Here is a 23,547-nt window from a genome sequence, read left to right as displayed (position 1 = left end):
TGCGTCCAAAAAAGCAAAAGGATCTCCGTATCGGGTGAACAGGAGATCCCCAAACTCTATTTGATTTTGTCCAGCAATTTCGAGGCAGCCTTGAAAAAATCCATAAACTTATCGTCCTCGACGATGCCCATAATCATCTCAAGGTACAGGGCAGGGTCCAGTGTGGGTACATCTTTAATATCCACGCCATAAATTCGTGAGATTAGCCGATTGATATAAGTCTCACACTTCCAAAGGTTGGTCATCACGATATCGGCTACCTCGATCAACAGGCCCAGGCCAACCTCTTTAAACTCCGATTCTGTCGGACTGCCAATCTTTGCCACATTGCTTAAATCAACAGCGGCGAAGGCGTCCTTAAACTCCTTCAGGCCAATATTTGAAATAATGCTGGTCATCAAAAACAGGTCAGAGGCCTGCAAACTTCGGATTTTTAAGAGCGATTCTTCTGCCACTCCAGGCGCCACCCTATCGGCAGCCGCTTCAATCTGTGCGGCCACCGCCTGGGCATCCGCTTCATTCTTGCGATTAATTAAGTCATCCATTGTAAAAGTATCTTGCATTCTTAATTCTCCTATTCTTAAACGCCTGTACTGTAAGAAGCATTGGACGCATAAATCTTGACAGGCAACTTATCAATGGCCTCCGACGCATCAGCCCGGGGCTCGAAGGTTAGCGTGGATACAGATGCCTCATTGTTCTTTGTAGCGATTTCCATGCCTGATGTACAAATTGCATTCTCCAAAATAACTGTAATCGGCGTATTGTCCGTCTTATATCCAACGATCGCAATGTTTTCCAGATAATCCCCCGTTTCCACCGTGCCTTTCATTTCGATTAAATCAAAGCCAGCAGCATCCGACGTGCCATCCATCCCGAGGATAGCCAGCTTCATGGTATCCTTATTCAACTCAATCAGATTGACCTCGAGGGTAACTTCCTGACTTTTAATCGAATCCAGTCCTTTCAGTTTTACTGTAACACCGTCAATTTCCGGTGAACTTAGTTCATTTTTAATACTGAGCTTAGACCCACCGCTGGTTGCGCCCAAGACGGTTCCAGACCAGACATCTTCGGTACACTTTAAATTTTTATAGACGACCCCTGCCCCAAAGAGGATACTCTTCGGAGTCGTTGCCGTTACGCCATGCTTTGCTAAAGTCATGTCATACACTCCATTTCTTCACACTAATTGTGATATCAATTCGTTTCAGGTCCGGGGCGCCCGTAGACACCGACTGAAACCCGCCATAGGAAAAGCAAATGGTGCTCCCGTCATCATCAGTGACGGTCACGCCATGTTTAAAATATTGTTTGATTCGCCCCTCAGCCTGAGCCAGAGGCAAGGCCTTGCCCTTGCTAAACCCCGTTAGGATGATGGTCAACTCCTCCATGCCATCCTCAGACACCACAGGGGACCCCAGGATTTCGTACACCCAGTATGGGTATGACACGACCTGGGTCCAAGTTTGATATTCACAAGGCACATCCAGGATTTCCATCATCACAGAAAAGGCTTTGGCAACATCAATCATTTAAACCACCGAACACTTCCCTAGCCCGGGCTTCTGCTTTTGGCTTTATCACCTGGAAGGCCTTCGTCATAGCCAAGGTTGGCTTCTTGCCCCGGGTGAAAGCAAACTGTTTACCCTCAAACTCCCGTATTTTGAAATGGTACTTCTTTGCCATACCCAGGGAGATTTCATTCTTTCCACTGCCGATTGGTATCCACCAGCCGCCCTTTCGACCGTTACCCTCCACGGCATACTCCCCAGTGCCTTTTTCTTCCCAGACGGCGTTTTCCAGAGGTGATCCGACATAAGCCACCCCAGAAGACGCATCCACCTGATAATCGAAGGAGCCGGCGGTCTGTCCGGTATTACGCCGGGAGATGGAAGCCGTCTGGGATGCTATTGCACCGGCTACTTCATGTAGCCAGGCAATGCCCGCCTTATTCAGTTCACCCTTAACCTCGATGCTCAAATCTTTAAAATCAACACTTGATACCATGACACTACCCCACTTTCTTCAGATAAAATTCCAGCTGCTCATGGAGCGCCATGGGGTCATCAATGTACAGCACATCAAACTCAACCCCTCCAATGGCCATCCGAAGGTCGTGGGGGTCAGCAGCCTCCAGCACCTGGTAGTCACAGATAAATACATGAGTTGATTCTGCCAGCTTGGTTTTGTACTTCTCGTACTCTGAGACCTCTCCGGTATAGTCTAGCCACCCCAAAAGGTCAGCCACCGGCGCCCAGGTATGCTCCGATTCGCCCAGGACATTCTTCTCCCCGGCTGTCCGTTTTTGCAGTTTTGCCTGGGTATTTCCACCAATCATGTCAAAACCTCGCCTTCATGTAGGGCTTAAGGAACCCGATTAGCTCCGCCGGGTATCCCAGTCCCGCATCCGTCCCGCCGCCATCGGCATAAGTCACCGAATGCCGGCTGATGCTCTCTGACTTGATTCCAGCCTTTGACCGGGTGGTTGCATCATACACCAGCAGCTTGATGGCACCCTCCACAACATCGGGAGGCCAGAAGACCTCCCCCGTTGTCCTGTCCAAAAAAGTGTTATGCGTATACCCCTTAATCGCCGATTCCACGGCTGCAATCTTCCGGGCAAGTGCTGCATCGGAGGCATCCTTAAAACAGGCCATACCCCTTAATTCGGATAATTCGACAATCATTGCCGACTACCACTACATCTTGATATGGGCCATAACCACCTTGGACTGATTGGTCAGAGCCACACCATAGATTCGGTCTGCCGAGATATCCGTCTTGCGTGCTAAGGACACCCGGTCCGTTTCAACATTCGTTTCCCGCTTCAGGAAGATGGTCAGTGCTGCCGCTTCATCCTCTGTTTCAGCATCATTTTCCAATTTAATGATGGGGCATTCGTAGTAAGTGTTAGCACTCACGGCAGAAATTTGCTTAACATAATCGTCAACCTTTGCCGCTGCCAAAGTTGCCTGGACGGTCGTCAGCAGAATTTCATCGGACCCGGGAGATGCAGCAACGCACTTCTTTGCCCCGGTATCCGTAGACTGGCAGAAAACATAATGTGCAGCAACGGCTTCATTTCCTGTCACTTTCTTAGATGGCACAATCCGAGTCCCAGCAATCATCCCAATTTCACCATTCATGATGACGCTGTTGTTGTACTTATCCGCAGAAATAAAGTTTGCATCTTTACGCAGCTGGGTGAGCTGCTTGGGATTGACGAACATTACTTTGTCCGACTGGACCTCTTCATCGAAAATATCCACTGCTTCGACAATGGGGTTATAGCCAATAATAGCGGCACTTCCATCGTAAACCAATTGCGCATCCTTCAGCGCTGCAATAGCGTCATTATCCACCTTTGAAGCGATGGCTTTCGCCAGCTGGTTATTGGTTTCCCCAACAGGATTCCCGTAGCCGGACAGCACGGCCTCGTCCGTGATTTCCACGGCCTTCATCGCTTTCTTGATTGTGAATGTCTTGGTGCTGGTCGCCAGCTTGACCGTCCCACAGGCCACGCCTTCAGCCACGTCCTCGGCATCCCCAATGTAAGCATAACTCGGCACCGTTACCGTATCCCCGGGCTGCCCCGCCAGAGTGGCGTCCAGCCGTGCAAATGGGGTCACCACAATCTTCTTACTCACCTTTGCGGTAATCATATCCGCCATAACCTGAGGGTTAATCAGGTCAGATAACATCGTCGTTGACATTATAATTCCTCCTATTATTCATTATTTCCAGTCAAGGCCTTGTAGACCTCCGGCTGTTCCCGATACAACTTGTTCCGTTCGTTGTATCCCATTTTGTCAAAAGCTTCCTGGGTAATCCCACCATTATCAGGATCATCTCCTTCTGGAAGCTTACCGTCCTCATATTTCCGTTTTGAGGCTTCCTTGAAAAACTCAGGATGCGCAGTCTTCTGGTCCTTAATCAGATTATCAAGGCCTTTAACCTTTCCGTTATCATCCAGGCTTAATTCCTCAGCACCCTCCTTAATCTTGTAGGAGATATAATCCACGTCCTTCACCCCAGATTCCAGCAGCGCAATCTTCAGGGCGTTATCCAGACGCTCAGAGGCCAGCTCTGCATTTAGCTTCGCCACATCGGTCTCATAGGTCTTGATTTTCCCCTGCAGCACCTCATTGCCTTCGGTGCTGCCCTTTAAGTCCGTGATGGTATCATTTGCCGCCTTCAGCTCCTTCACCTTCGTATTGTAGTCCTCTTTAGGTACCGCATACTTCGGGAATTCCGTTTTTGAAAATTCTGCCTGAAAGCCTTCAGCGTTAAACGCCCCATCATCACCCGTGTGCTTCTCAATTAAACTTTTCAACCATTCCATCGTCATATCCTCCATACTTTTTTATTCCGGTCAGTCCCGGTTGGATTTGCTGATATACTCCAGCGGAGTAAATTGACATAAAAATAAGACCTTTTAACGCCGTGTCCAGGGCAATCCATTTAGAACCGATTAATACCGACTTGCGGGACCTTGTATCCCAACAAACTTTTTAATTCGACTCAGAAACCTTGTCATTGCTACCTCCAGTACTTTTTTACATAAAAAAACCACCCATCTCTGAGTGGTTACATTTTCTCTATAAAAAGGGCATTTGGCAGGCGTACCATTCTCCTGCGTCTCTCGGGTTTTCCCTGTCAAGCCATCGGCGTGTGGACGGGTACGAAGTCTTCCACCTCAAATGCCCTTTCTTTGTACTAGTATTATATCACTATTGCTATTTCTTGTAAAGAATTGTCTTATTTCTTAACAAACGGCTCCATTCTTTATTGTTAATCTTCATGAACGTAATAATCGAATTTTTGAAGGCAGGATTGTCTGTCGATGTCTGAAGTCGAAGAATTGTTTTAAACTGTTCTCCGTCCGCGTCAAGAAACTCTTTTAAAACCAACGCTGTGCTGGGCTTGTTCGATTCTATGATATAATCTGGCGATTCGACAACTTCTTTTAAGAACATATAGTACCGCTCATAGTCATTGGGATGCCCATCCTTAATATGCTGGATACGCTCATCTGTTATAATAACCTCATCCGTTCGGATATCCGGCGTTACAACGCTATAAATTGATTTATCAATCTTGCCAATAGTATGCACTTCAATTTTTCCACTTTCTTTTGATTCGTCAATTATAGCATTTTTCATTGCACCTGTCTGCTTATCCTCACCAAAAAGCTGTAAGTTCATTTGCAAGTAGTCCTCTTTCCACGCCTTATAGCTTTCATCCTCAGTGCTCACAATCTCCCGGGCATCCTGGTCCCGCTTGAGCCGTTCACCTTCCAGGGCCCATCGTGGCTGCTGTAGCATCACGCATCGGCAGTGCACATCTTCATTGGCCAAACCAAAGTGCCCTGGAGCCATGGCCTCATGACCATTCACGGTGAATGGCTCATCCAGCTCCCGGATTTGGCCATCCAGGATCACATGATCCGGCCGGGTCTTCCCGTCCATGGTAGCATCCCACATCTTCACGATGTCGGCGCCCGCATCCCGGGCAGCGTGCATACTATCAAGCTTTGCCTCATTTTGCACCCGGTGACCCTCGGTCCTGGCAATCCGGTAGGCCCGCTTGAGCGATGCCTCCGTCACATTGGCCAGGTTGATGGCAATATCCCGATAACTGAGATTCTGAGATAACCCCCGGGACATCTCCGCCACAACATCCTTTTGGAGCTGGGCCACATCATTGTACAGCCGTTTCGACAGCTTCACGCTCTCGGTCGGCCGGGTGACTGAGGATGCCACCTGGTCCTGATTGATTGGCAGGACCATCTCGGTACCGTCTCCAGAAATATCATACAGCGTCCCAATGAATCCATCCTCATAGCACAGCTTCAGATAATCATTCACTGTCTTGACATTGCCCGATTCTAAAACACCTAAAATCGCCTTGATTTGCCGTTCAAGATTCCGCTGGTATTCCAGACGGTAAATCTTACTTTGGGTCAGCTCATCGGCCATCAGCTCCTTAATCCTGGCCTTTACGTCAGCCAGAGCAACCGTATAGTTGTCCTCCAACGCTTTCAGGGCGGCCTTCTCGTTATCGAGGAGTTGTTTCTCAACCTGCTTCTGGCGCTGGTTCATCAATCATCCCTCCCAATGCCTCACTGGCTGCGTTGATATCTAGGGCCGGGTCGGTCAAATCCACCTTATCCTTGATATCCTCATAATCAAGGTCCAGGATATCGCAAAGCGCCTTAAGGACCGTATCCCCGGGAAGCTTCGTCGCCGTATTCAGAAGCGTGGTAATCTCGGTTTGCTTCGTCTGGGCCTCAGCAAGCTCAATCTGGGCATTATCGGTCTCATTGGTGATGATTTCATGGTCAAACTCGATGTTCACATCATCAACCGTATAGCCCGTATCATTAGCCTTGTTGATTTCATCCAGCACAATCTGGATCACCTGCTTTAGGAAGGCCTTTAACCGAAGCTCCATCTTGCTGCACTTCAGGTCCAGCAAGGCATAACGGCTTTTGATGACCACATTCGTGACGTTACCGTCACCGACGGCAGCCGCATTAAAACCCATCCCGAATCGGTAAATACTCTTTTCGTCCAGCTCCATCTTCGCTTTTCTGGCTTCGTATGGCACCGGAACCGTCACCTGATCAACACCGCCATCGTGGTCAACCCCGATATAGTGCTTCACCTTCACGTTTTCAATGAGTTCACCAACGTCATTGCCCTCGAAACCACGCACAACATACAACGTCTCTGCCGTATCCTGGAGATTATTGGACAGCCCGCAGCTCATCAGGTCATAATCATCAATCAAGGCCTTGATGGGTTTCAGGTCAGTAAATTTCTTGCGGTTGTTATCCAGCCTGAAGAACGGGATATACCCAAAGGATTCAGAGAAATACTCCCCATCCTCTTCATATGCATAGTGCGGCTTCGGGTTAATGGCAACCGACTTATCCAGAATCAATCGGCCTTCGTCCTCCTGGGTGTAATAGGCCACTTCTTCGTCACTCCACACCTGGATGCGCTTAACCATCTTCCCTTCGATGTCAATGCGTTCCATGTAGTGGTAAATCACATAATCCTTTTGGTCTGAAGTGTACCGGCCATCTGCTTCCACAACGGACAGCCCATCCACCGCATTGAATTTGAGCTGGCCATCCCCATTTCGAAAAGCGTACATATACGCAAACCCATTGACGGAGCAATAGGTCAGAAGCTCATGGGTCTCTGCGATGAAATCATCTCCGAAGTAAGTCTTGATGTACTTTTTTAGGGCCTCGTCCTCGGTTTTGATAAAATCTCCACCCGACAGGATATACTGGACCTTCTGATCCACCAACTCGGGAAAAAACGCATGGGGAATTTTAATGTTCGCCCGATGCTTATCCTCAACATATTCCCCAGCCTCATTCACATAGAATAAGCGGACATTCAAAATATCATTCTCCGCCTCGTAGTAGCGCTGGCCCTCCAGGGCGTGACGCTTTTTCTGACTCCCCCGGTCCTTCTCAATGAGGGTCGTTATCTCATTTTCTTTTAGCATGGTCACACCTCCTAGTAGAGCCACCTGTTTTTCTGAATATATTGTTCCATGGCGTAACGCATGGCATCCATTAGATGATTGAAGTCATCAATGGGGCGATTGATTTTATTCCCAAATTTATCCTTATCCCAGGTATAGTTCCCAATCTCAGTGATGAAATGCACACACCGGGGATGGATGATGATTTCAAACCCCTGAATAAACTGGATCCCATTCATGATGGAGTCCTTCCCCTTCTTGGCGGGCCGGATTCGATGAACCCCGAGGCTTCGAATTTCATCGATGCTCTTGGGTTCCGCAGAATCGGCAGTAATCCGTTCTTTGGCAAAACCCATTCCAGTGATATTCTCAGCAATCCTGGCATTCGATAGTCCTTTTTCGTACATCTCATCAAAGACATAAATCTTACGAGCATCTAAATCAACCATTCCCGCAAACAAAGCACTGGGGTCATTGGTATAGCCGAAGTCAAGGCCGAAGGCCGAATCGAGATGCTTTTCAGCCAGTAGCGTTTGAAGGCTAAAGGCCTCTTCTCGCCAATTCTCATAGACCAGCCCATCGACGATGCCCCATCCCCCAAGGCCAGCCACAGCATAGCGTCTGGGATTGTGGAGCTTCATCGTCTCAAACACCTTAAGGTCGGCAGCATCGAGCCACTCATTGCATTTGTAATTCGTTGTGATGGCCAATACATCCGGGTCATTTTCTGTTCCATCAAAAAAACGGCCCTTCAGCCAGTGATGTTCGTTCCATGGGTTGAACGTCAGCGTAAATTGTTTGAACAGACCATCTGGTACCTCGCCACGGATTGATTCATCAAGCATGTTGAAATCATCCTCTGAGGTAATCTCATAGGCCTCCTCAATCCAGCACCAGCACAACACCCCTTTTTCCACCGTTATGGATGTGACTTTGAGTGGATCATCTAGGCCCCGGAAGTAAATTTTCTGCCCGGTGGGCCGATATGTCATCTCTAGCGGGCTTTCTTTAATGACCCAAGCTTCCGCTGCCCCCAGGCGATTAATGGCCCACTTAAGCTCTGTAAAGCATGAATCTTTCAGGGTGCGAAAGACCTTTCGGACCACCAGCGTATTGGCAGCGGCATACCTTTCTTCCATCATCCGGTAGATAATATTTAAAGCCGTCGTCTTCGATTTCTTGGATGCCCGACTGCCCTTAGTCACTCGGTAACGCCCTTGGAATCGCCAAAACTTACCATACCCTGAGCCAATAATCTCGGGTAGGTATAGTTTAGGCTTAGTCTGGGATGTCATCTTCGCCATAAATAATCACCGGCCCAATACCCGCCACATCCACTTTGTCCGTGAACAGGCTATACCGCTTGCCCAGAAGCTCCGCGGCCTTCAACCGTTCCTTCTCGTCCGGATGCTTAACCATGCGAGCCGCAGATGAACAGCCGTCACCCGTTCCTTCAACAACGACAATCTCCGCCACACTTTCACCGCGCATGACGGAGGTTAGATACTCCATCACCTCCTGGGCCTCAGCCGTCTTAGCGGTTCGGATTTTTTGGAGTTGCTCGTCAATATAAGCTTTAACCTTAGTATTTCTTAGCATCTTAGATGCATTTACCGCAGCAGTCATATCCTTTTTTACCGATGGATACGCAGCCTTGTAGGCACGTGTACCATTGAGATCAATGAGGTATTCATCACAAAACCGTTTCTGTTTTTCAGTCATGCCCACAAGACCACCTCCTTTCAGGCATTAAAAAAGCGCCGGGTTGGCGGCGCTTGAATCAAATTACATTTTAAAATTTGCTGAATAGATATATAGCACCGCTCTCACCAATATTGCGAGAATACTTAATACCAAAAAAACATAAAAAAAAAGAATAGCGTAATCCAAGTAATTGTTTTCTACAATTGCTCTTATAAAACACACCACAAACACAAAAACCAATGAAAAAATTTCTAAACAAACTGTTACGACCATTGCAATTAAAATATATCTATACACGGTCAGCGGTTTTTTATCAACAATTTTATCCCCACAGTTTTTGTTATACGCGCCTTTTTCTGGATTTGCAGTAACAATCGCCATTGCAGAAATACTGAACCCAATCAATATCGCTAAAATGTTAGGTAAAATTTCACATAGCTTTGAGATTGCCAAAGTAACAATCCCGATTTTATTAGAAATGATTGTCACGACTATTGCAACGATTATAGGACATAGTATATCGAACATTAGCTCTTTCTTATCATTAGCTTCAAAATAATCAGAAAAAGGAATTATCCAGTCAGCATAAATAAATCTACCTATCGTTTTTTTGCTTTCACCAATTTTATTCTTCAATTCCAATCACTTCTTCCATTTTAGCAAATAATGTAAAAGAATCAACTAGCCCTCGTTGCTTATCAACTTCAGCTGTAACAGATTCTATTCTTTTGAGCAATTCGGTATCCAACACTATATTCGACCCGGCTTCACTCTTCCCTCTTATTTTCATTCTTCTTATTGTTCTTTCTTTTGCAATAAAATTATTTTTTATACTCTTTATTTTATTTTTTCTTAAGGATTTTCCTTTGTTTACCTTATAAGTTAAAATTACTTCATCTTGGATTGTTTCATCTACTCGGTCCATAATACCAAGGTTGTCATTGCCCAACAGCTCACTCTCTAGGAATAAATCTACTGCACAAACTCTGTTTAGTCGTTCAAGTTGTTTATCAAAGTCATCCTCTGGTATAATTGCCCATTCTATTCTATATTTAGGTGAAACATTCTTTTCTTGTAAAAGCTTTTTTAAGTATACATTTAAGTAATTTTTAATTGCGTTTATTCTCACTCCTGCATTTCGCTCTTCCAATACAACAAATGCTTCTGTTGATGTTAATTCACACAACAGATGAGTCTTCTCTACTTCCCCTTCATCGAGTTTCTTATCACTTTCCCTTTCAGCTCCTGTAGTAATTGACTTTAAATTTGGAGAATGATTATATTTACTTGACCCCATAATAATCTTTACTAGATTACGATTATCTCGTTTATAATATTCAAAATCATACAGGTAAACAGCTTTATTAGATGCTTTAATATTTTGTATTATATCAACTTCTGATAAATTGTGAATATAGGTCAACAAATCTACAAAACACTCCTTATCGAAGAAGAATTCATCCTTCCTATACCATTGAAAGTCTAAAGAATAAAAACCAATATTTCTATTTTCAATGCTCATCTTTCCCTCCATTGTGTATTTGCAATAATTATACACCGTTTCCAGCCAAAAGAAAAGGGCACCCTCGGGTAAGGGCACCCACACAATGGAGTAGAACTTCAGATGATTTTCTACACTACCATATTACAACACTTCCACTACTCATCATTACTCATTTTCAAACTAATCAAAGCCCGATTATGAATTCTGCATAGATGCTGGTACGAATACCCCATCTTAACGCAAATCTCCTCAAGGTAAAGCCCATCACAGTATTTATAATACAGCACCAACTGCTCCCGGTCGTCCGCCAAGGCTTTAATGGCCTGCCCAATATCCCGCCGCAATTGCAACGCCCGATCAACCATATCCTGGATATCATGGTCCAAAGCCTCAATCTCCGCCACGATATCCTCCATGGATAGCCCTCGGCCACCCCGGATGATGACCGGAGCCATGGCATTCCGCCGACGCTCCTCCTTGGTCATCTTTTCCTGGTCGCTTTTCCCCCGGTACTGGAAGTACGTCGGCCGCTGGGTGATGCTCGTTGCCCGCTGCCGCCACCGTTCCTGCTCAGCCTTCATCCGTTCAATCCGGTTCTCTGCAATGCGATACCGCATCAGCCAATGGACCTTTGCTTTCCGTTCTTCTCCTGTCATTTACACCTCCACGATGTACACGCCTCATTGTCATCCAACACCTCAAAGCCATCTGCTATCCGGTTGCTGTATGGGATCCGCATACACCGTCCATCTACATGATGGCCACACGTCCCGCAACGCTTGTCCGGCCGGGTTATCCCCTCGGCCAGCTTGTAGGCATCCAGGTCCTCAATCTTGATAACGTCCATACACCACCCACACAATCCAGGCAATCACAATGGCCACACCAAGCAGTACCCACAGCATCTGCGGCCATCCAAACGCCAACGCAATGGCCAGCCCAGTCCCAACGCCTACCCCAATGATGGACAGCAGGCATCCGATGGCCAGGCAAGTGATGATTGTTTTAATCTTGTTCATGCGCCACCTCAGGGTGCTCTTTACCCCACTCTTCAACGCGCTCAACATACCCTTCTGGGTTTTGCCCAATCGGCCCTTCCAAGGCACACCCCTGGTCACCACCTAAAAAACAAATCAACGGACAGCTCCCGTCACACCCCAACCCCCGGTAATGGTACATCCGACATGCCCGCACTGCCGTCTTCACAAATTTCACAGCATCCATTATTTGACCTCCATCGCAAATTCTGCCGCCACCAAATCCAACTCAGCAGCGATACACCCATTGTCATCCAGGCGGTAAAAGGCTTTTATGTTCCAGCAATCTTCCCACCGTGCTTTTTCGAACCAGGACGTCACGGCTGCTAGATCGCTGCCGGCTTCAATTGTGCTTTGGCCGCCATCCTGCCACTCTAATGTCCACGGCCACGGCACCACATACACTGTGGTGCGAGTCTCAACGGTTGGCCAGCCGCCGGAATAGGCTTTTACCGCCCAGACCCCAACAACAAATAGTGCAATGGCTACCAGTATCGCAACCATTTTATATTTTCCATTCGGTGTCATTGTCCTGCCCTCTTCTCGAATCGCGTACACCCTTTCACATTACACCCGCGACTTACACCCTTCATTAGGATGTAATCACAGGTAAAAATACCAGTACCGGCGCCACCCGGAGTCCTGCTATATTTACACTTCTTGCATCGATCGTTATTGCATTGATTATCCTTTGTCTTCATCCGATTTCACCTCCTTAATTCGAGCCTTCAAGGCATCCAGCAATGCGTCTTGGGCCCAGCACTTATGATTCAAGGCATCCATCACCTGTTCATCCATACCGCCCTGGGTAATCAGATGGTGGATAATGACCGTTTCCTCTTGCCCCTGCCGATGAAGCCTTGCATTGGCCTGCTGGTAAAGCTCCAAAGACCAGGTCAGGCCAAACCACACGACGATGTGGCCGCCGGCCTGTAGGTTCAGTCCATAGGCCGCACTGGCGGGGTGGGCCAGAAGGACGTCCAGCTTCCCGGTGTTCCAGGCTTCGATATCCGCCGGGGTCTTCAGCTCCCCGATCCGTAGCTTCTGCTTGGCCAAGGCTTTCTTTATCCGATCCCGGTCATGTCGGAAACTGTAAAACACCAGTAGGCTTTTACCTGACGCCGCTTCCACAAGTTCCCGTAACGCCTCCATCTTGCAGTCATGGATCTCATAATCCTGACCATCCTCATCGTAGATAGCACCATTACACAGCTGCAAAAGCTTATTACTAAGCACTGCTGCCGTGCTGGCATCGATGGTGGTTTCGTCCACCGACAGCAGCATGGTCCGCTCCATTTCCCGGTACCGGGCCATTGCTGTCTTATCCAGATAAACCGGGATGGTGTTGTCCATCCGCTCAGGTAGGGACAGATAATCCTTGGCTGACAGGCTGATACAGATATCCGATATCGCCGCTTTGATGTTGTCCTCACTGCCATCCCCCGGCTTCCAGCTGTAAATCCGGTCAACCCCACGCTGATCCGGCTGGAAGTAGGTATCCCGGTAATAGCCCAGGGTCTTTCCCAGGCGTTCACCCTGGTCCAGCAGATACACCTGGGCCCAAAGGTCTAACATCCCATTGGGGGCCGGTGTCCCGGTCAAGCCATACAGCCTTCTGATATGCGGCAGCACCAGGCGCAGCTTCTTGAAGCGTTTGGACTGGCTGTTCTTAAAGCTGGACAATTCATCGATGACCACGCAGTCAAAGGGCCAGGCATTTTTGTAATACTCCACCAGCCACTGGACGTTCTCCCGATTAATTACCCAGATGTCGCCGGGTGTATTCACTGCCCGGATGCGCTTCTGCTTGCTGCCCAGCACCGAGATGATCCGCAGCATCTTCAGGTGGTCCCATTTTCCGGCTTCTCTCGTCCAGGTATCTTCGGCCACACGCTTTGGGGCGATGACCAAGGTCCTGCGAATAGCAAAGCGATTATACCGCAGGTCGTTAATGGCCGATAGGGTGATCACCGTCTTACCCAGGCCCATATCCAGGAAAAGTCCCAGATGGGTTTCCCCCAGCATCCGGCTGATGCAATACCGCTGATAGTCGTGGGGCTTAAAGATCACAAGCGCTGCTCCTTCCAGCGTACACCTGGACAGCACCCCTTTGCAATATCGGCCAGTACCTCTTTGATTGACGCTTCCCGGTCAAGCAGGTAAACCCGACATCCTAGCTTTAACAGGCGGTTTAATTGCAGCACCTGATTTCGGGTGGGCTTTTTCCCTTCCTGCTTCATCTCCACGAATCCCACCTTCCCTGCCGGCAGGATAACGATCCGGTCCGGCACTCCGGTGTTTCCCGGGGACGTCCATTTATAACACCGACCGCCCTGGCGTCGGGTTTCCTCCCTCAACAGCCCTTCCAATTCTTTTTCCAGCATTGTTTTTGCACTCCTTCCATTATCCAGAAATTTCATACTTTTTAATAATATTTAAAATGCGGGTTACACTTGGCACAATTTTTTCCCTTATATACCTATACGTATAGCGTATATATATCCCTTTTTTATATTTATATATATATATAAATATAAGTGTAGACAATGTAGATTGGCGTCTAATCCCCCCTACTTATTGGGTTTTGGCGAATACACAATCTGTATCGATTTCTTACCCTAAGTGTAGAATCTGTAGATGGTGTAGTAACTGTAGGCATCCCATTTTAGGGTCAATCTGTAGCCGTGGCTACAGATCATTTTTGTATCAGAGGCACACTTCAAACCCCCTTTGCTGCTTATAAGGGGCTCCAAATCGGGTGGGCGTCTTAAATTTTTTACAGACCTTAAGTCCCATCAATATACCGTTGATATCCCGGGTATCCCGCTGCGTCAAATATTTTAAGTCGTTGTTGAAGCACTCACACCAAACCTCAGCGGCACATATCCGGTCCCTGGGAATCCGTTCTTCCAAACCTTCTTGCTTCATGCCCTGGGCCCAGAATACGCGTCTTGCCTGTAAGTCCCGTCGCATCCAATCCGAAGGCAACGGCTTTGAAATAAAATCAAGAATCATGCTCTCCCTAGGATCTACATTCTTGTGGGCTTCCTGGGCTTCTTTTGCCCCTTCGGCTTCTTTGTTTTCCAGATAGAGCTTTTCCCCCTGGGTGTACAAAATACCGGCCTCTGCCCAAATTTGATCCACCTCATCGGGTGTTAAATCGGTAAACACGCTTTTAGTGGCGTTTTCGCTGTCCACATTCACCGGCCAAAAACGGCGGTTTCCTGTTCGATCCCGAAGGAAGTCATCCTCATTGGTCGTTCCAAAAAACACACATCCCCGGGGTAAGGCTTCTGTCCGGCGGCCATAGGGTGCCCGATAGATATCATCTTGCTTGGATAAAAACTGTTTGATGGTGCCCATCTCAGATTTATTAAATCCTTCAAGCTCCCCAACTTCAATAATCCAGTAACCTTGTAAAAGCTCACAAGCTTCTTTCCCCTCAAAGGTTCGCAGGCTGTCCGAAAACCAAGCCCCACCTAATTTCTTGAAAAAGGTACTCTTCCCAATGCCCTGGGGCCCAGTCAAAATTGGCATATTGTCAAACTTCGTCCCTGGACGCCAAATCCGTGCGACAGCGGCCACCAGCGCCTTTTTTAATACCGCCCGGGTATACGGGGTGTCTGCCGCCCCAAAATAGTCAATCAGCAAGGTTTCAATCCGTTGAATACCATCCCAAACCAATGGCGCTAAATACTCCTTGATTGGATTTCGTCTATGCTTCTTAGCGTAAAGAGCCATAGCATCTAAGATTTTCTGCTGCCCGGTTAGCTCATACATTTTTTCTAAATAGTGCCTCAGCCCAGCATCATCCGAGTCGTTCCATCCCCTTGACCGATAGGGACCGTCTTCAGAAACCTCCCAGGGTAGCCGAGCCACTACCGTTGCCCGGTTAGCGAATTCGTCATGGTAAAATCGCCCGGAAAGACCGGGGTCGTTTTCCATGATAATAAGGGCGTTATCGATGGTTTTTAGTGCGACGCCGTCTTTGTTTGTTTTAAGCTTAACAAGCCACTCTGTCGTGTTTCCCCGGGCTTGGAGTTCAATTCCAGCAAAGTCTTTTGCCGCTTCGGCGTGCTTCTCTTGTAAAACAAGTGCCTTGACCTGAGGATCTTCCACACACAATTCCTTCATGGCTGTAAAACTCGGCATAGCCGCTGCGGGTGTCCCCTCCTTGGCTCCGTCATCCATATCGGAAAACTTATGGAGGCGAACCAGGTCAAAGGCATTACAGAGCAGACCGCTGATGGGGTCCGTGGCATGGTGGGAATAGATGAACTTCCCGCCATCGTATAAAATGGCCCCGCCGACGGTGGACCCATCGGTGAAGGTATACCGCCCGGGGATATCCGTTGGGGCATAAGTCCCCGGTAAAAACTGATCCATGGCCGCCGGCACATCATAGATCCGGCAGAAGGCTCCGACGACGCCCTTCTTTTCCAGGGGATCACCCTGGCGCTTCGCCCGCTGCTCCCGGACCTTGATGGCCCCGGGGATTTCGGGCCACTCTGCAACGCTGTGCCAGTCCTCATACATGGACAGGATGCCTGCGCCGGATAAGAAGGGGTTGTCTGCATAGGTATAGACGTACTGGCTACCCATATCCACGGATACCGAGGGCCAATACATGAGCCGGCAGACGTCAAAGGTCGTCTGGTCCAGGATGGACATATCCAGATAGCTGGATATTTTCCGGGCGATGGGTTCATATTCTTCAGCAGCACAGGGTTTATCTAGCGGGATGACGATGCGCAGTCGGGGGGCGGCCTCTTCGTGCTTTCTGGTAGAGTAAATGACATAGGCACAGCCAAGGGAGGATACCGCCTGTAAAACGGCACCGGTTCCCCCTGCGGGAATATTGTCGGCATCCAGGGTGATGAGGCAACGGTCTAAGACCTTATCACTTTTACGGCGGTTCTCCCGGAGACGGCCGCCGACGAATCCCCCGACATCCTTTAAATCATCCTGCTGGTTCTTACGCATGGATTTATAAATGGCGAAGCTTTCCGGCGTGACCTTCGGCGTTGCCAGCTGGGCCACGAACTCCGACCACAGCATTTCCTGGGGGTACCAGTACACGCTGCGTCGGCTGGGCCCCGTCGATATGGTTATTTTCTGATCATTAATCATGGTTAATCCTTCTTGTAATAGGGGCTTAAGAACCCATCCGCATTCAGCGGTAAATCCGGGGCCCAGCTTGGTGACTGGCACATAATTGTTTCGATACGGTGATAGCATTCGACGGCAATTTGATCCGGTACTTCCAGGATGATTTCATCATGGATGTGGAACCGAATGGCATACCCCGCCTGGTAGAGTCGGTATAGGGCATCCGCCAGGCAATCCCGGGCCACCGCCTGAACGATGTTTTCCGTCAGTTTCCCGCCATAGGTCGGGATAAGCTCCCACTTCTTCGTCGTTTGGTTCTGGCCCTCAAACTGGACCTGCTTGCGGCCCCTATCCCCGGGAACCACCACCGGGTTGGGATAGAACATCTTTCGACCGGACGGTAAGGTGATAAAGAGATTGTGTTCATCCCTGAAAAAGGTTACGCCGCAGTTCAGGGTCACCGGCTGGCAGAATTCCACACAGCCGATGGCCGCATCTTCCACCTGGTACCAGAAATCCCGGATCCGGGGATTGGCTTCCCGCCACCGTCTGACGATGTCGGGAAGTTCATCTTCGGATAAACCCATCTTAAGGGCTCCCATCTGAATCAGGGCACCTTGAGCACCCTGGTATCCCAGGGCCAGCTCCGCCACCTTTCCCTTTGCCCGTAGCGCATATTCCGGATTCCCCTTGGCAATTTTCTCCAAGGGCACCCCGAACATGGCCGAAGCCGACGCTTCATAAATCTTGCCATGGGTCCGGAAGACTTCCATTCGCCATTCTTCCTTCGACAGCCAGGCAATCACCCGGGCCTCAATGGCGGAGTAATCGGCAATGGCGAATACATGGCCAGGCGATGGCACAAAAGCGGTTCGTATCAGTTGACTTACGGTATCGGGGACATTGCCATACAAGAGCTTGAGCCCCTGGGAATCCTTCTTTTTGACGAGCCCCCGGGCCGCGTCCAGGGATGCGATGTAATTACGGGGCAGGTTATGGACCTGGATGAGCCGACCGGCCCAGCGTCCGGTATGGGCGCCGTAGAATTGCAGCAATCCCCGGACCCGTCCATCAGCACAGCAGGCACTATCCATGGTGTAATATTTCTTGATAGACGTTTTGGCCAACTCCTGGCGGATACGCAGGCTTTGCGCTGCCTCGGGATAATCGTCTTTAAAAGCGTCGATTAAATCGGGCAGGATGCCTTTGGCCAAAGACGGGATGACCCGTCCTGTGGTTTCTTCCAGCCAGGCTTTGTGCTGGCTAGGGCTGTTAGGATTATCAAGCCCTGTAATCTGCCGCATATCGGCCATGAGCTCTTCGGTGGTTTCTTGATCGATGGCAATAGCTCCCTGGACTAAATCCTGATCGATTTCCACACCCTGGCTGTTCATCCAGATATCCATGACCCATAGCTGCTGTTCATGCTCTGGCAGTGGGTAGGCATCCAGGCGTTTTCTGATGGCCTTCTCCACCACCACATCCTGTTCGCAATAGTTCTTAAAGAGCTCCCATTGGTCCGGTTCGTGCTCCGGCAGCGTCCGGATGTAGGGTTTGTTCTTTGTCGGCTTTCGCGGTACACAAAACTTCCGAATCAAAGCAGCCCCCTGGCGGTCCTTCTGCTTATCCTTTGGGAATCCCAGGGCCAGGGCAATTCGCCCCAGACCTGCCGGATAACCGGCGTAGAGTCCCTGGACCATGGTACAGGACCATTGTTCCAGGGGCGCTTCGTAAAACTTATTGATGCAGTACCATTCAAAGGCAGCGTTATAGGCCGTCTTTTTAACCCCCGGATCCTTCAGCGCCCGGATGACCCGGTCCGGCAGCCGCCGTCCCTTTTCGGTTAGGTCAACCACTACCACGGGCTCATCGTCAAAGCTGAAGGCAAAGAGTAGGATTTCAAAGTCGGGGGACTGCACATATTTGTATAAGCCGCTGCTTTTAATATCCACGCTGGAATAGGTTTCAATATCGATGCTCAGTTGTTGCATAGCCCCTCCTTTATGGTGCTAAAAGGCCCCGGAGGGCCTTACTCATAGTCCTAAAATATCGGTGCCCGTCGGCGCCGCTGTCGGATAAACCGGCTGAGGTGCGGCGGGGTAAATAGGGGCCGCCTGCCCTGGATAGGCAGGCTGCGGTGCTGTGGGAATCCCCTGCTGCGGATAACCCGGTACCGTGGCTGGCGCTTGTCCCGCTTGTGGGGCTACCTGTCCCGGATAAACTGGAGGCTGTCCCGGTGCGTAGCCGCTTTGGGTCAGGGGCACCCCCGGTGCTGCGGAGGGGGAACCACCGGCAACCTGGATATTCCCAAAGTCATCGGATGCCTTCGTCCGTCCACCGGAGAGGGGTTCCCCGTCCCGGGTCTTCCACACGTTACCCAGAGAACAGCGAATGCCATTGCGGCCATGGTTGTAGGCAAAAAATGCGACAGATACATAACCATAGCAACCGGAGTAAAACTCATTTTGCCCAGTGGCAGGATGCCGGTCCTGACCCACGACTACCTCAGGCGGGTAATCGGGATAGCTGGAAGCGGTCAGCACATAGTGGCCGGCGCATTCCGGGCCAAAGGCTTCCCCATTGGGGCGGGTACCGTCCCCATCATAGATGGGAGAGGATACCATGGCGGGCATGGTGCCATTCCATTTACTGGACACCCCTTCTTGTTTGGCGGCTTCAATGGCCTGGAAGGCCTGCTGCACCAAAGCGGCATTGCTTTTGGGAATCAGGATGGTGGTCGAATATCGGGGACCCTGGTCCCCCTGTTGGCTGGAATAAGGCTGGAATACATGGACATAGCTAAAACGGACTTCGCCTAATACAATATTACTCATTGGTTGTTACCTCCTAAAATGGGACCACAAGGTCCTTGAAATCATCTTCGGCCGACTTTGGTGTAAAGGGTGGCCGTTTATCCGTTACGGGTACCAGGGTGGGCTTTCCCTGGGGTTTGACGATGTCAGAAGACAATACTTCCTCAAAGGCTTTCTTGCCCATCAGCTTTTCAACGGCGGTTAGGGTGATGGGGCTGCGTTCATACAGCAGCGATTCCGCGTACCCCTGGGCCATGACCTTTTTAAAAGCGGCATCAATATCGGCAAAGGCCCGGTTGCTCCGTCCCTCCACCACCTTCATGCCGGGCATCTCAGTACCTTTAAGGGCTTCTGCCAGGGCGTAGGCTTTTAACTGCTTCTGGTAGCCCACCAGGTCCTCCAGGCGATTTAACATGGCCACAATCTCTACGGGGGCCATCAATGCTGGATCTTTCTTCTCTGCCTCCTGGAATTTCTGACCATAGGCAGTGCAGACCGGTTTTGCTTTACAAAACTTGCAATGCTCTCCCGGGACGATTTCTCCCGTTCCAGAATGAGCCATGGCGGCTATCGGCTTAACCGTATCCGCCCAACCCAGCAGCTCCTCCAGGGTGTAGATATACTCAGAGTAGTTATCCATCCGAGGCTGGATGATGCAAGTCGTCACCGTATCGATGGGATATAGCAGCTTATAGGCTTCATAGGCCCCCAGGGCATACAGCTTTAACTGGCTATTGTCCTTGGCAGACACTTCGACATTTTTTCCATACTTCAGATCAATAACCCACATCTGGGTCCCGGACAAGATGACGCAGTCTGCGGTACCAAAGCCCTCAGGCACCCAGGCGGAAAAGTCCACCCGTTTTTCAATGCCCACCATGGGCGCCGCCGGGGCACCATAGGTGATCTGCTGGATGCGGTCAAGATAGGCATCGGTATGGCTATCCATCTCCGGCGCATACAACTCATTTTTCTTTAGGGCATTCAGCTTCTTTGTATATGCCGATTTAGCCATGGGGGTATAGTGCTTAGTGAGCTTTAGTTCGGCCATGGCATGGGCCAAGGTACCTTCTGCAGCATAGGTGCTCGTGGTATCCGGATACCGGGCCTCCATCCGGGCCGATGGCGGACAGGCCAGCCAACGACTGGAGGCACTGGCCGACAAAACGGCATGGGTCGTCATACCGTAACCCCCATTTCTTTTAAGCGGGCAGCCAGTGCCGGGTATTGATCAGACTTGACTTCTGTCAGGTAGGTTGCCCCAAAACTTTGAAGCAATGCCTGTAGCTCCGCCTGCCGGCCGGCATCGATCAGGCCAACCATGGCCTGCTGGAATTGTTCAATGGTATAGGTCGGTGCCACAGCCGTCACCGGCGGCGGCGTAAGGGGGGTAGTCGGAGCAGGCGTAATGGATGGTGCTGCCGCGGGGGGTGTTACGGGCGCTACCTGCTGGATTGGCGGTACCGGTGCAGCCGTTGTGATCGGCATCTGCGGTGCGGGTGCTTGGGCGAGGTCCACCGGCAGTGGATTAACCGTCGGAGCCTCCGTCGGGAAAGTCTGTTCCATAGTGGCTACCGGAACAGGCTGGCCACTTCCCAGGGGCAGCCCACAGGTCATCTTTGCCCAGGTCTGCATTTCTTCAATACTGTCAAACACACAATTAATTTTCATCTTCATCATAACTCCTTCTCTAAAATAGTGATGGTATCCTCGATATCCTTGATAATCTTCTCTTTGGCCGATGCGGTAAACTTCTTCCGCTCACGGATGCTGGCAGACAGCTCTTTGAGGGCTTCTGCAGCTTCTCTGGCCGTATCCTCCCAGAAACGCATTTCCTCATATAAAGAATCTAGTTCACTTTCACTGTCTTGCTCAGCCTCAACGTCAGTCTGAAGGGCGTGCCACACCCACGGCCCGCACCGTTTGCTAACCACATCCTCTAAATCTTGTTTGGTCATGACGTACTGTGTGGTATCCTCGAGTGGCCCGAAGAGCAGTTCGTAGGCCTCAATGTTAGGGTAACCTTTAAAGGCGATCACTCCGGGTAATCCATACATATACCCTCGCCTCCTTTTTTTGTTTGTTCCAGCTCTCTTTTTAGAGCTTCAATCGCTAAATCCAGGGAAATTCCCATGAAAGGATGCCGCTCTTTCAAAAAGATCATATCCCGGATAGCGATGGTAAGTTTTCGCTTTTTAGTCATTACTCGCACCGCTCAAACCGATCCTGGATCCAGTGCTTCATTTTATTTTTGGCCAGCACTTTCGGGGTTTTTTCGCCGCCCCGACGGGGCATCCCCTCATTTCGCTCCACCTCAGAGCGATCATCGAATACCGTTCCATGAGGTGGGACATCCTGGATTAATCGGCTGTTTTTTCGTGTCATTTGCTTTTTCCTCCATTTCGTCGTATAATGTTGATAACTATTTTTACCTGCACCCTTCGGGAGTCCTACGTCCCGGGGTGCTTTTATTTAGGAATATCCTCCCATCCGACTCCAATATAATCTAACACCTCACCCCACCCGACATCGTACATCCAATAATGCCATTCTTTAGGGTTGTCCTCTCTCAATCGATCAAACCGATGTGGACGCTTTTCCAGGTGAATTCCAAATCCGCACATTGAGCACCCTGTTCTTTGCGCCCGGGTGGTTCTCAGCGTTCCGTCTGGATCACGGACAATTTCACCATAAATCTTTGGCACCGGAACTTCTAAATCTAAGGCCAATTGCAATAAATCTTGTCTGCTAAAAATCGCAAACGGTGCTGATCGTGTGACTGTTTTCCCATAATAATTGCAACCATTCCTGACCAGTGCCATTTCACGTTGACCGCCCTCAGATGCCATAAGCCCTAAATATGGACTGCTTTTGTGTATTCTTGCCCAATCATTACATGGTTTTTCTTTGAGGTAATAGCAGCATTTATTACTGACTAAAAATGGTGCTGTCTGATAATCTGTTCCATACTTATCATTTTCCGGACCGCCAAAGAGATTCAACCACTTTTGAGGCAATCGCATTCGGGTTCCTTTGCGATAACCGCCTTGCTTTCCGCAATCTCCAGTTATGATTGCGTTTCGGACCGTTTTATTTTTATCGGTTGGATTTTGCAAGAGTGCAATTTTTCCAGCCACTTGTTTACTGATCACGGGGAATCCAAACTCTTTAAGTACAGTCGCTTTGCTTTTTATTGCCTTGAGAGGGACTATCCCTAAATCCTTATGGATCTCCTGGATGCTTTTGTCTTCGAGTTGGCTCACACTAATTGCCGGTACGTCAATTCCAATCGATCTTAGCCATAAAAGCAATGTGATGCTATCCAATCCACCGACACTTACGTGGCAACTATCAACGGCATCGTAAAATTCCCACGCTCGTTGCTCCGCATGTTTTAGCTTTGCCTCGTATGGCAATGATTGTTTCTGTCTAAATTCCTGTTCATTCATCTCACAATATCCTCCCAAACCCACACCCCACCGGGTGCCATCACGACCATCAGCCACTCCCCACCAATCGCCGGGGTGCTGCGTGTCCAACAGACTGCCAAGTCCACCACTAGAGCAGCGGCCGTGGCGATAATATATTTCTTCATGAATCATTACCTTCCATGTACTTAATTACCTTGTCTCGATAGATGTAGTAGGTGTACCGTGTCTTACCTGGACGTCTCAGGGCCACACCAATATTAATTAGATTTAATTGCATGGCGGCCCGGATGAAGTCACAGGTCGCCCCCATCATTTGTGCTGCTTCTGGGACAGATATCCGTTCATTTTTCAATTTGCTCACCTCCTTTCCGAGTCTTAAGTCGATTGACAATTGCCTAACCCATCCTCCCCTGCTATACTTAAATCATCACCATGCTTGGTGA

Annotated in this window: 31 protein-coding genes; all 31 read right to left on the bottom strand. The window is 49.4% G+C overall.

Translation table 11 applies throughout. From position 1 onward, the window contains the following. Positions 1-56 precede the first annotated feature (56 nt). The 31 genes from BLW33_RS03790 to BLW33_RS03650 all read right to left on the bottom strand — a co-directional run bounded on the left by BLW33_RS03790 (position 57) and on the right by BLW33_RS03650 (position 23,456). The gene (locus BLW33_RS03790; RefSeq protein WP_090305289.1) at positions 57-563 is read right to left on the bottom strand and encodes a hypothetical protein; all 507 of its coding nucleotides are present in this window, start codon (positions 561-563) and stop codon (positions 57-59) included. A gap of 17 nt (positions 564-580) precedes the next feature. Next, positions 581-1,165 carry a hypothetical protein gene (locus tag BLW33_RS03785; RefSeq protein WP_090305286.1) on the bottom strand — a complete coding sequence of 195 codons (585 nt, stop codon included), beginning with the start codon at positions 1,163-1,165 and terminating at the stop codon, positions 581-583. Position 1,166: 1 nt separating this feature from the next. Further along, complete coding sequence (locus BLW33_RS03780; protein WP_090305283.1) at positions 1,167-1,535, bottom strand: hypothetical protein; 369 nt, start codon at positions 1,533-1,535, stop codon at positions 1,167-1,169. Next, the gene (locus tag BLW33_RS03775) at positions 1,528-2,010 is read right to left on the bottom strand and encodes a hypothetical protein (protein WP_090305280.1); all 483 of its coding nucleotides are present in this window, start codon (positions 2,008-2,010) and stop codon (positions 1,528-1,530) included. The genes BLW33_RS03780 and BLW33_RS03775 overlap by 8 nt, the downstream gene beginning before the upstream one ends. 4 nt (positions 2,011-2,014) lie before the next feature. Continuing rightward, a complete protein-coding gene (locus tag BLW33_RS03770) occupies positions 2,015-2,341 on the bottom strand; it encodes a phage head completion protein (RefSeq protein ID WP_090305277.1) in 327 nt (108 codons plus the stop codon). Between the two features lies 1 nt (position 2,342). Beyond that, positions 2,343-2,660 carry a phage head-tail connector protein gene (locus BLW33_RS03765; protein ID WP_207647800.1) on the bottom strand — a complete coding sequence of 106 codons (318 nt, stop codon included), beginning with the start codon at positions 2,658-2,660 and terminating at the stop codon, positions 2,343-2,345. A gap of 42 nt (positions 2,661-2,702) precedes the next feature. Continuing rightward, complete coding sequence (locus BLW33_RS03760) at positions 2,703-3,716, bottom strand: N4-gp56 family major capsid protein (protein ID WP_090305271.1); 1,014 nt, start codon at positions 3,714-3,716, stop codon at positions 2,703-2,705. Positions 3,717-3,730: 14 nt separating this feature from the next. Beyond that, positions 3,731-4,345, bottom strand: a complete 615-nt coding sequence (locus BLW33_RS03755; RefSeq protein WP_176966610.1) for a phage scaffolding protein — start codon at positions 4,343-4,345, stop codon at positions 3,731-3,733. Positions 4,346-4,739: 394 nt separating this feature from the next. Then, the gene (locus tag BLW33_RS03750; protein ID WP_090305264.1) at positions 4,740-6,104 is read right to left on the bottom strand and encodes a phage minor head protein; all 1,365 of its coding nucleotides are present in this window, start codon (positions 6,102-6,104) and stop codon (positions 4,740-4,742) included. Next, positions 6,079-7,527: a phage portal protein gene (locus BLW33_RS03745; protein WP_090305261.1), complete on the bottom strand. Its 1,449-nt coding sequence runs from the start codon at positions 7,525-7,527 to the stop codon at positions 6,079-6,081. Before BLW33_RS03745 ends, BLW33_RS03750 begins: the two co-directional genes overlap by 26 nt. A gap of 11 nt (positions 7,528-7,538) precedes the next feature. Further along, a complete protein-coding gene (locus BLW33_RS03740; protein WP_090305386.1) occupies positions 7,539-8,801 on the bottom strand; it encodes a PBSX family phage terminase large subunit in 1,263 nt (420 codons plus the stop codon). Continuing rightward, positions 8,785-9,228, bottom strand: a complete 444-nt coding sequence (locus BLW33_RS03735) for a terminase small subunit (protein ID WP_090305389.1) — start codon at positions 9,226-9,228, stop codon at positions 8,785-8,787. Before BLW33_RS03735 ends, BLW33_RS03740 begins: the two co-directional genes overlap by 17 nt. Positions 9,229-9,291: 63 nt before the next feature. After that, positions 9,292-9,852 (bottom strand): hypothetical protein, encoded by a 561-nt coding sequence (locus BLW33_RS03730; protein WP_090305259.1) that lies wholly within the window; start codon positions 9,850-9,852, stop codon positions 9,292-9,294. Further along, on the bottom strand, positions 9,836-10,732 hold the full coding sequence (locus BLW33_RS03725) for a hypothetical protein (protein WP_090305257.1): 897 nt from the start codon (positions 10,730-10,732) through the stop codon (positions 9,836-9,838). The genes BLW33_RS03730 and BLW33_RS03725 overlap by 17 nt, the downstream gene beginning before the upstream one ends. Before the next feature lie 137 nt (positions 10,733-10,869). Further along, the gene (locus BLW33_RS03720; protein WP_090305254.1) at positions 10,870-11,370 is read right to left on the bottom strand and encodes a DUF1492 domain-containing protein; all 501 of its coding nucleotides are present in this window, start codon (positions 11,368-11,370) and stop codon (positions 10,870-10,872) included. Further along, positions 11,367-11,561, bottom strand: coding sequence for a hypothetical protein (locus tag BLW33_RS13970; protein WP_143032581.1), 195 nt, complete (start codon positions 11,559-11,561; stop codon positions 11,367-11,369). The genes BLW33_RS03720 and BLW33_RS13970 overlap by 4 nt, the downstream gene beginning before the upstream one ends. After that, positions 11,542-11,733, bottom strand: a complete 192-nt coding sequence (locus BLW33_RS03715) for a hypothetical protein (protein ID WP_090305251.1) — start codon at positions 11,731-11,733, stop codon at positions 11,542-11,544. The genes BLW33_RS13970 and BLW33_RS03715 overlap by 20 nt, the downstream gene beginning before the upstream one ends. Continuing rightward, on the bottom strand, positions 11,720-11,938 hold the full coding sequence (locus tag BLW33_RS03710; protein WP_090305248.1) for a hypothetical protein: 219 nt from the start codon (positions 11,936-11,938) through the stop codon (positions 11,720-11,722). Before BLW33_RS03710 ends, BLW33_RS03715 begins: the two co-directional genes overlap by 14 nt. Continuing rightward, positions 11,938-12,279: a hypothetical protein gene (locus BLW33_RS03705; protein ID WP_090305245.1), complete on the bottom strand. Its 342-nt coding sequence runs from the start codon at positions 12,277-12,279 to the stop codon at positions 11,938-11,940. The genes BLW33_RS03710 and BLW33_RS03705 overlap by 1 nt, the downstream gene beginning before the upstream one ends. A gap of 156 nt (positions 12,280-12,435) precedes the next feature. Further along, a complete protein-coding gene (locus BLW33_RS03700) occupies positions 12,436-13,821 on the bottom strand; it encodes an SNF2-related protein (protein WP_090305242.1) in 1,386 nt (461 codons plus the stop codon). Beyond that, positions 13,818-14,135 carry a PDDEXK family nuclease gene (locus BLW33_RS03695; protein WP_090305239.1) on the bottom strand — a complete coding sequence of 106 codons (318 nt, stop codon included), beginning with the start codon at positions 14,133-14,135 and terminating at the stop codon, positions 13,818-13,820. Before BLW33_RS03695 ends, BLW33_RS03700 begins: the two co-directional genes overlap by 4 nt. A 322-nt stretch (positions 14,136-14,457) precedes the next feature. Continuing rightward, positions 14,458-16,881: a virulence-associated E family protein gene (locus BLW33_RS03690; protein ID WP_090305236.1), complete on the bottom strand. Its 2,424-nt coding sequence runs from the start codon at positions 16,879-16,881 to the stop codon at positions 14,458-14,460. A 2-nt stretch (positions 16,882-16,883) separates the two neighbouring features. Beyond that, a complete protein-coding gene (locus BLW33_RS03685) occupies positions 16,884-18,851 on the bottom strand; it encodes a DNA polymerase (protein WP_090305232.1) in 1,968 nt (655 codons plus the stop codon). A gap of 42 nt (positions 18,852-18,893) precedes the next feature. Then, on the bottom strand, positions 18,894-19,694 hold the full coding sequence (locus BLW33_RS03680) for a DUF2815 family protein (RefSeq protein WP_090305229.1): 801 nt from the start codon (positions 19,692-19,694) through the stop codon (positions 18,894-18,896). 13 nt (positions 19,695-19,707) lie between these two features. After that, positions 19,708-20,856 carry a DUF2800 domain-containing protein gene (locus BLW33_RS03675; RefSeq protein WP_090305226.1) on the bottom strand — a complete coding sequence of 383 codons (1,149 nt, stop codon included), beginning with the start codon at positions 20,854-20,856 and terminating at the stop codon, positions 19,708-19,710. Further along, positions 20,853-21,353 (bottom strand): hypothetical protein, encoded by a 501-nt coding sequence (locus BLW33_RS03670; protein WP_143032580.1) that lies wholly within the window; start codon positions 21,351-21,353, stop codon positions 20,853-20,855. Before BLW33_RS03670 ends, BLW33_RS03675 begins: the two co-directional genes overlap by 4 nt. Next, positions 21,350-21,730 carry a hypothetical protein gene (locus BLW33_RS03665; RefSeq protein WP_090305220.1) on the bottom strand — a complete coding sequence of 127 codons (381 nt, stop codon included), beginning with the start codon at positions 21,728-21,730 and terminating at the stop codon, positions 21,350-21,352. Before BLW33_RS03665 ends, BLW33_RS03670 begins: the two co-directional genes overlap by 4 nt. Positions 21,731-21,875: 145 nt before the next feature. Then, complete coding sequence (locus tag BLW33_RS03660; protein WP_090305217.1) at positions 21,876-22,058, bottom strand: hypothetical protein; 183 nt, start codon at positions 22,056-22,058, stop codon at positions 21,876-21,878. Positions 22,059-22,141: 83 nt separating this feature from the next. Beyond that, a complete protein-coding gene (locus tag BLW33_RS03655; protein ID WP_090305214.1) occupies positions 22,142-23,122 on the bottom strand; it encodes a hypothetical protein in 981 nt (326 codons plus the stop codon). After that, the gene (locus tag BLW33_RS14070; RefSeq protein ID WP_176966609.1) at positions 23,119-23,268 is read right to left on the bottom strand and encodes a hypothetical protein; all 150 of its coding nucleotides are present in this window, start codon (positions 23,266-23,268) and stop codon (positions 23,119-23,121) included. The genes BLW33_RS03655 and BLW33_RS14070 overlap by 4 nt, the downstream gene beginning before the upstream one ends. After that, positions 23,265-23,456 carry a hypothetical protein gene (locus BLW33_RS03650; RefSeq protein ID WP_090305212.1) on the bottom strand — a complete coding sequence of 64 codons (192 nt, stop codon included), beginning with the start codon at positions 23,454-23,456 and terminating at the stop codon, positions 23,265-23,267. The genes BLW33_RS14070 and BLW33_RS03650 overlap by 4 nt, the downstream gene beginning before the upstream one ends. Positions 23,457-23,547 lie beyond the last annotated feature (91 nt).

Origin of the sequence: Eubacterium aggregans, assembly GCF_900107815.1 — a bacterium.
In the GTDB taxonomy this organism is placed as follows: Bacteria; Bacillota; Clostridia; order Eubacteriales; family Eubacteriaceae; genus Eubacterium_O; species Eubacterium_O aggregans.
This window is presented reverse-complemented; position numbering and strand designations above follow the sequence as displayed.

Bases quoted from the DNA above. Each gene is read 5' to 3' on its own strand.
- BLW33_RS03790 (WP_090305289.1), bottom strand. From the start codon at position 563: ATGCAAGATACTTTTACAATGGATGACTTAATTAATCGCAAGAATGAA.
- BLW33_RS03785 (WP_090305286.1), bottom strand. From the start codon at position 1,165: ATGACTTTAGCAAAGCATGGCGTAACGGCAACGACTCCGAAGAGTATC.
- BLW33_RS03780 (WP_090305283.1), bottom strand. From the start codon at position 1,535: ATGATTGATGTTGCCAAAGCCTTTTCTGTGATGATGGAAATCCTGGAT.
- BLW33_RS03775 (WP_090305280.1), bottom strand. From the start codon at position 2,010: ATGGTATCAAGTGTTGATTTTAAAGATTTGAGCATCGAGGTTAAGGGT.
- BLW33_RS03770 (WP_090305277.1), bottom strand. From the start codon at position 2,341: ATGATTGGTGGAAATACCCAGGCAAAACTGCAAAAACGGACAGCCGGG.
- BLW33_RS03765 (WP_207647800.1), bottom strand. From the start codon at position 2,660: ATGGCCTGTTTTAAGGATGCCTCCGATGCAGCACTTGCCCGGAAGATT.
- BLW33_RS03760 (WP_090305271.1), bottom strand. From the start codon at position 3,716: ATGTCAACGACGATGTTATCTGACCTGATTAACCCTCAGGTTATGGCG.
- BLW33_RS03755 (WP_176966610.1), bottom strand. From the start codon at position 4,345: ATGGAATGGTTGAAAAGTTTAATTGAGAAGCACACGGGTGATGATGGG.
- BLW33_RS03750 (WP_090305264.1), bottom strand. From the start codon at position 6,104: ATGAACCAGCGCCAGAAGCAGGTTGAGAAACAACTCCTCGATAACGAG.
- BLW33_RS03745 (WP_090305261.1), bottom strand. From the start codon at position 7,527: ATGCTAAAAGAAAATGAGATAACGACCCTCATTGAGAAGGACCGGGGG.
- BLW33_RS03740 (WP_090305386.1), bottom strand. From the start codon at position 8,801: ATGACATCCCAGACTAAGCCTAAACTATACCTACCCGAGATTATTGGC.
- BLW33_RS03735 (WP_090305389.1), bottom strand. From the start codon at position 9,228: ATGACTGAAAAACAGAAACGGTTTTGTGATGAATACCTCATTGATCTC.
- BLW33_RS03725 (WP_090305257.1), bottom strand. From the start codon at position 10,732: ATGAGCATTGAAAATAGAAATATTGGTTTTTATTCTTTAGACTTTCAA.
- BLW33_RS03720 (WP_090305254.1), bottom strand. From the start codon at position 11,370: ATGACAGGAGAAGAACGGAAAGCAAAGGTCCATTGGCTGATGCGGTAT.
- BLW33_RS13970 (WP_143032581.1), bottom strand. From the start codon at position 11,561: ATGGACGTTATCAAGATTGAGGACCTGGATGCCTACAAGCTGGCCGAG.
- BLW33_RS03715 (WP_090305251.1), bottom strand. From the start codon at position 11,733: ATGAACAAGATTAAAACAATCATCACTTGCCTGGCCATCGGATGCCTG.
- BLW33_RS03710 (WP_090305248.1), bottom strand. From the start codon at position 11,938: ATGGATGCTGTGAAATTTGTGAAGACGGCAGTGCGGGCATGTCGGATG.
- BLW33_RS03705 (WP_090305245.1), bottom strand. From the start codon at position 12,279: ATGACACCGAATGGAAAATATAAAATGGTTGCGATACTGGTAGCCATT.
- BLW33_RS03695 (WP_090305239.1), bottom strand. From the start codon at position 14,135: ATGCTGGAAAAAGAATTGGAAGGGCTGTTGAGGGAGGAAACCCGACGC.
- BLW33_RS03690 (WP_090305236.1), bottom strand. From the start codon at position 16,881: ATGATTAATGATCAGAAAATAACCATATCGACGGGGCCCAGCCGACGC.
- BLW33_RS03685 (WP_090305232.1), bottom strand. From the start codon at position 18,851: ATGCAACAACTGAGCATCGATATTGAAACCTATTCCAGCGTGGATATT.
- BLW33_RS03680 (WP_090305229.1), bottom strand. From the start codon at position 19,694: ATGAGTAATATTGTATTAGGCGAAGTCCGTTTTAGCTATGTCCATGTA.
- BLW33_RS03675 (WP_090305226.1), bottom strand. From the start codon at position 20,856: ATGACGACCCATGCCGTTTTGTCGGCCAGTGCCTCCAGTCGTTGGCTG.
- BLW33_RS03670 (WP_143032580.1), bottom strand. From the start codon at position 21,353: ATGATGAAGATGAAAATTAATTGTGTGTTTGACAGTATTGAAGAAATG.
- BLW33_RS03665 (WP_090305220.1), bottom strand. From the start codon at position 21,730: ATGTATGGATTACCCGGAGTGATCGCCTTTAAAGGTTACCCTAACATT.
- BLW33_RS03660 (WP_090305217.1), bottom strand. From the start codon at position 22,058: ATGACACGAAAAAACAGCCGATTAATCCAGGATGTCCCACCTCATGGA.
- BLW33_RS03655 (WP_090305214.1), bottom strand. From the start codon at position 23,122: ATGAATGAACAGGAATTTAGACAGAAACAATCATTGCCATACGAGGCA.
- BLW33_RS14070 (WP_176966609.1), bottom strand. From the start codon at position 23,268: ATGAAGAAATATATTATCGCCACGGCCGCTGCTCTAGTGGTGGACTTG.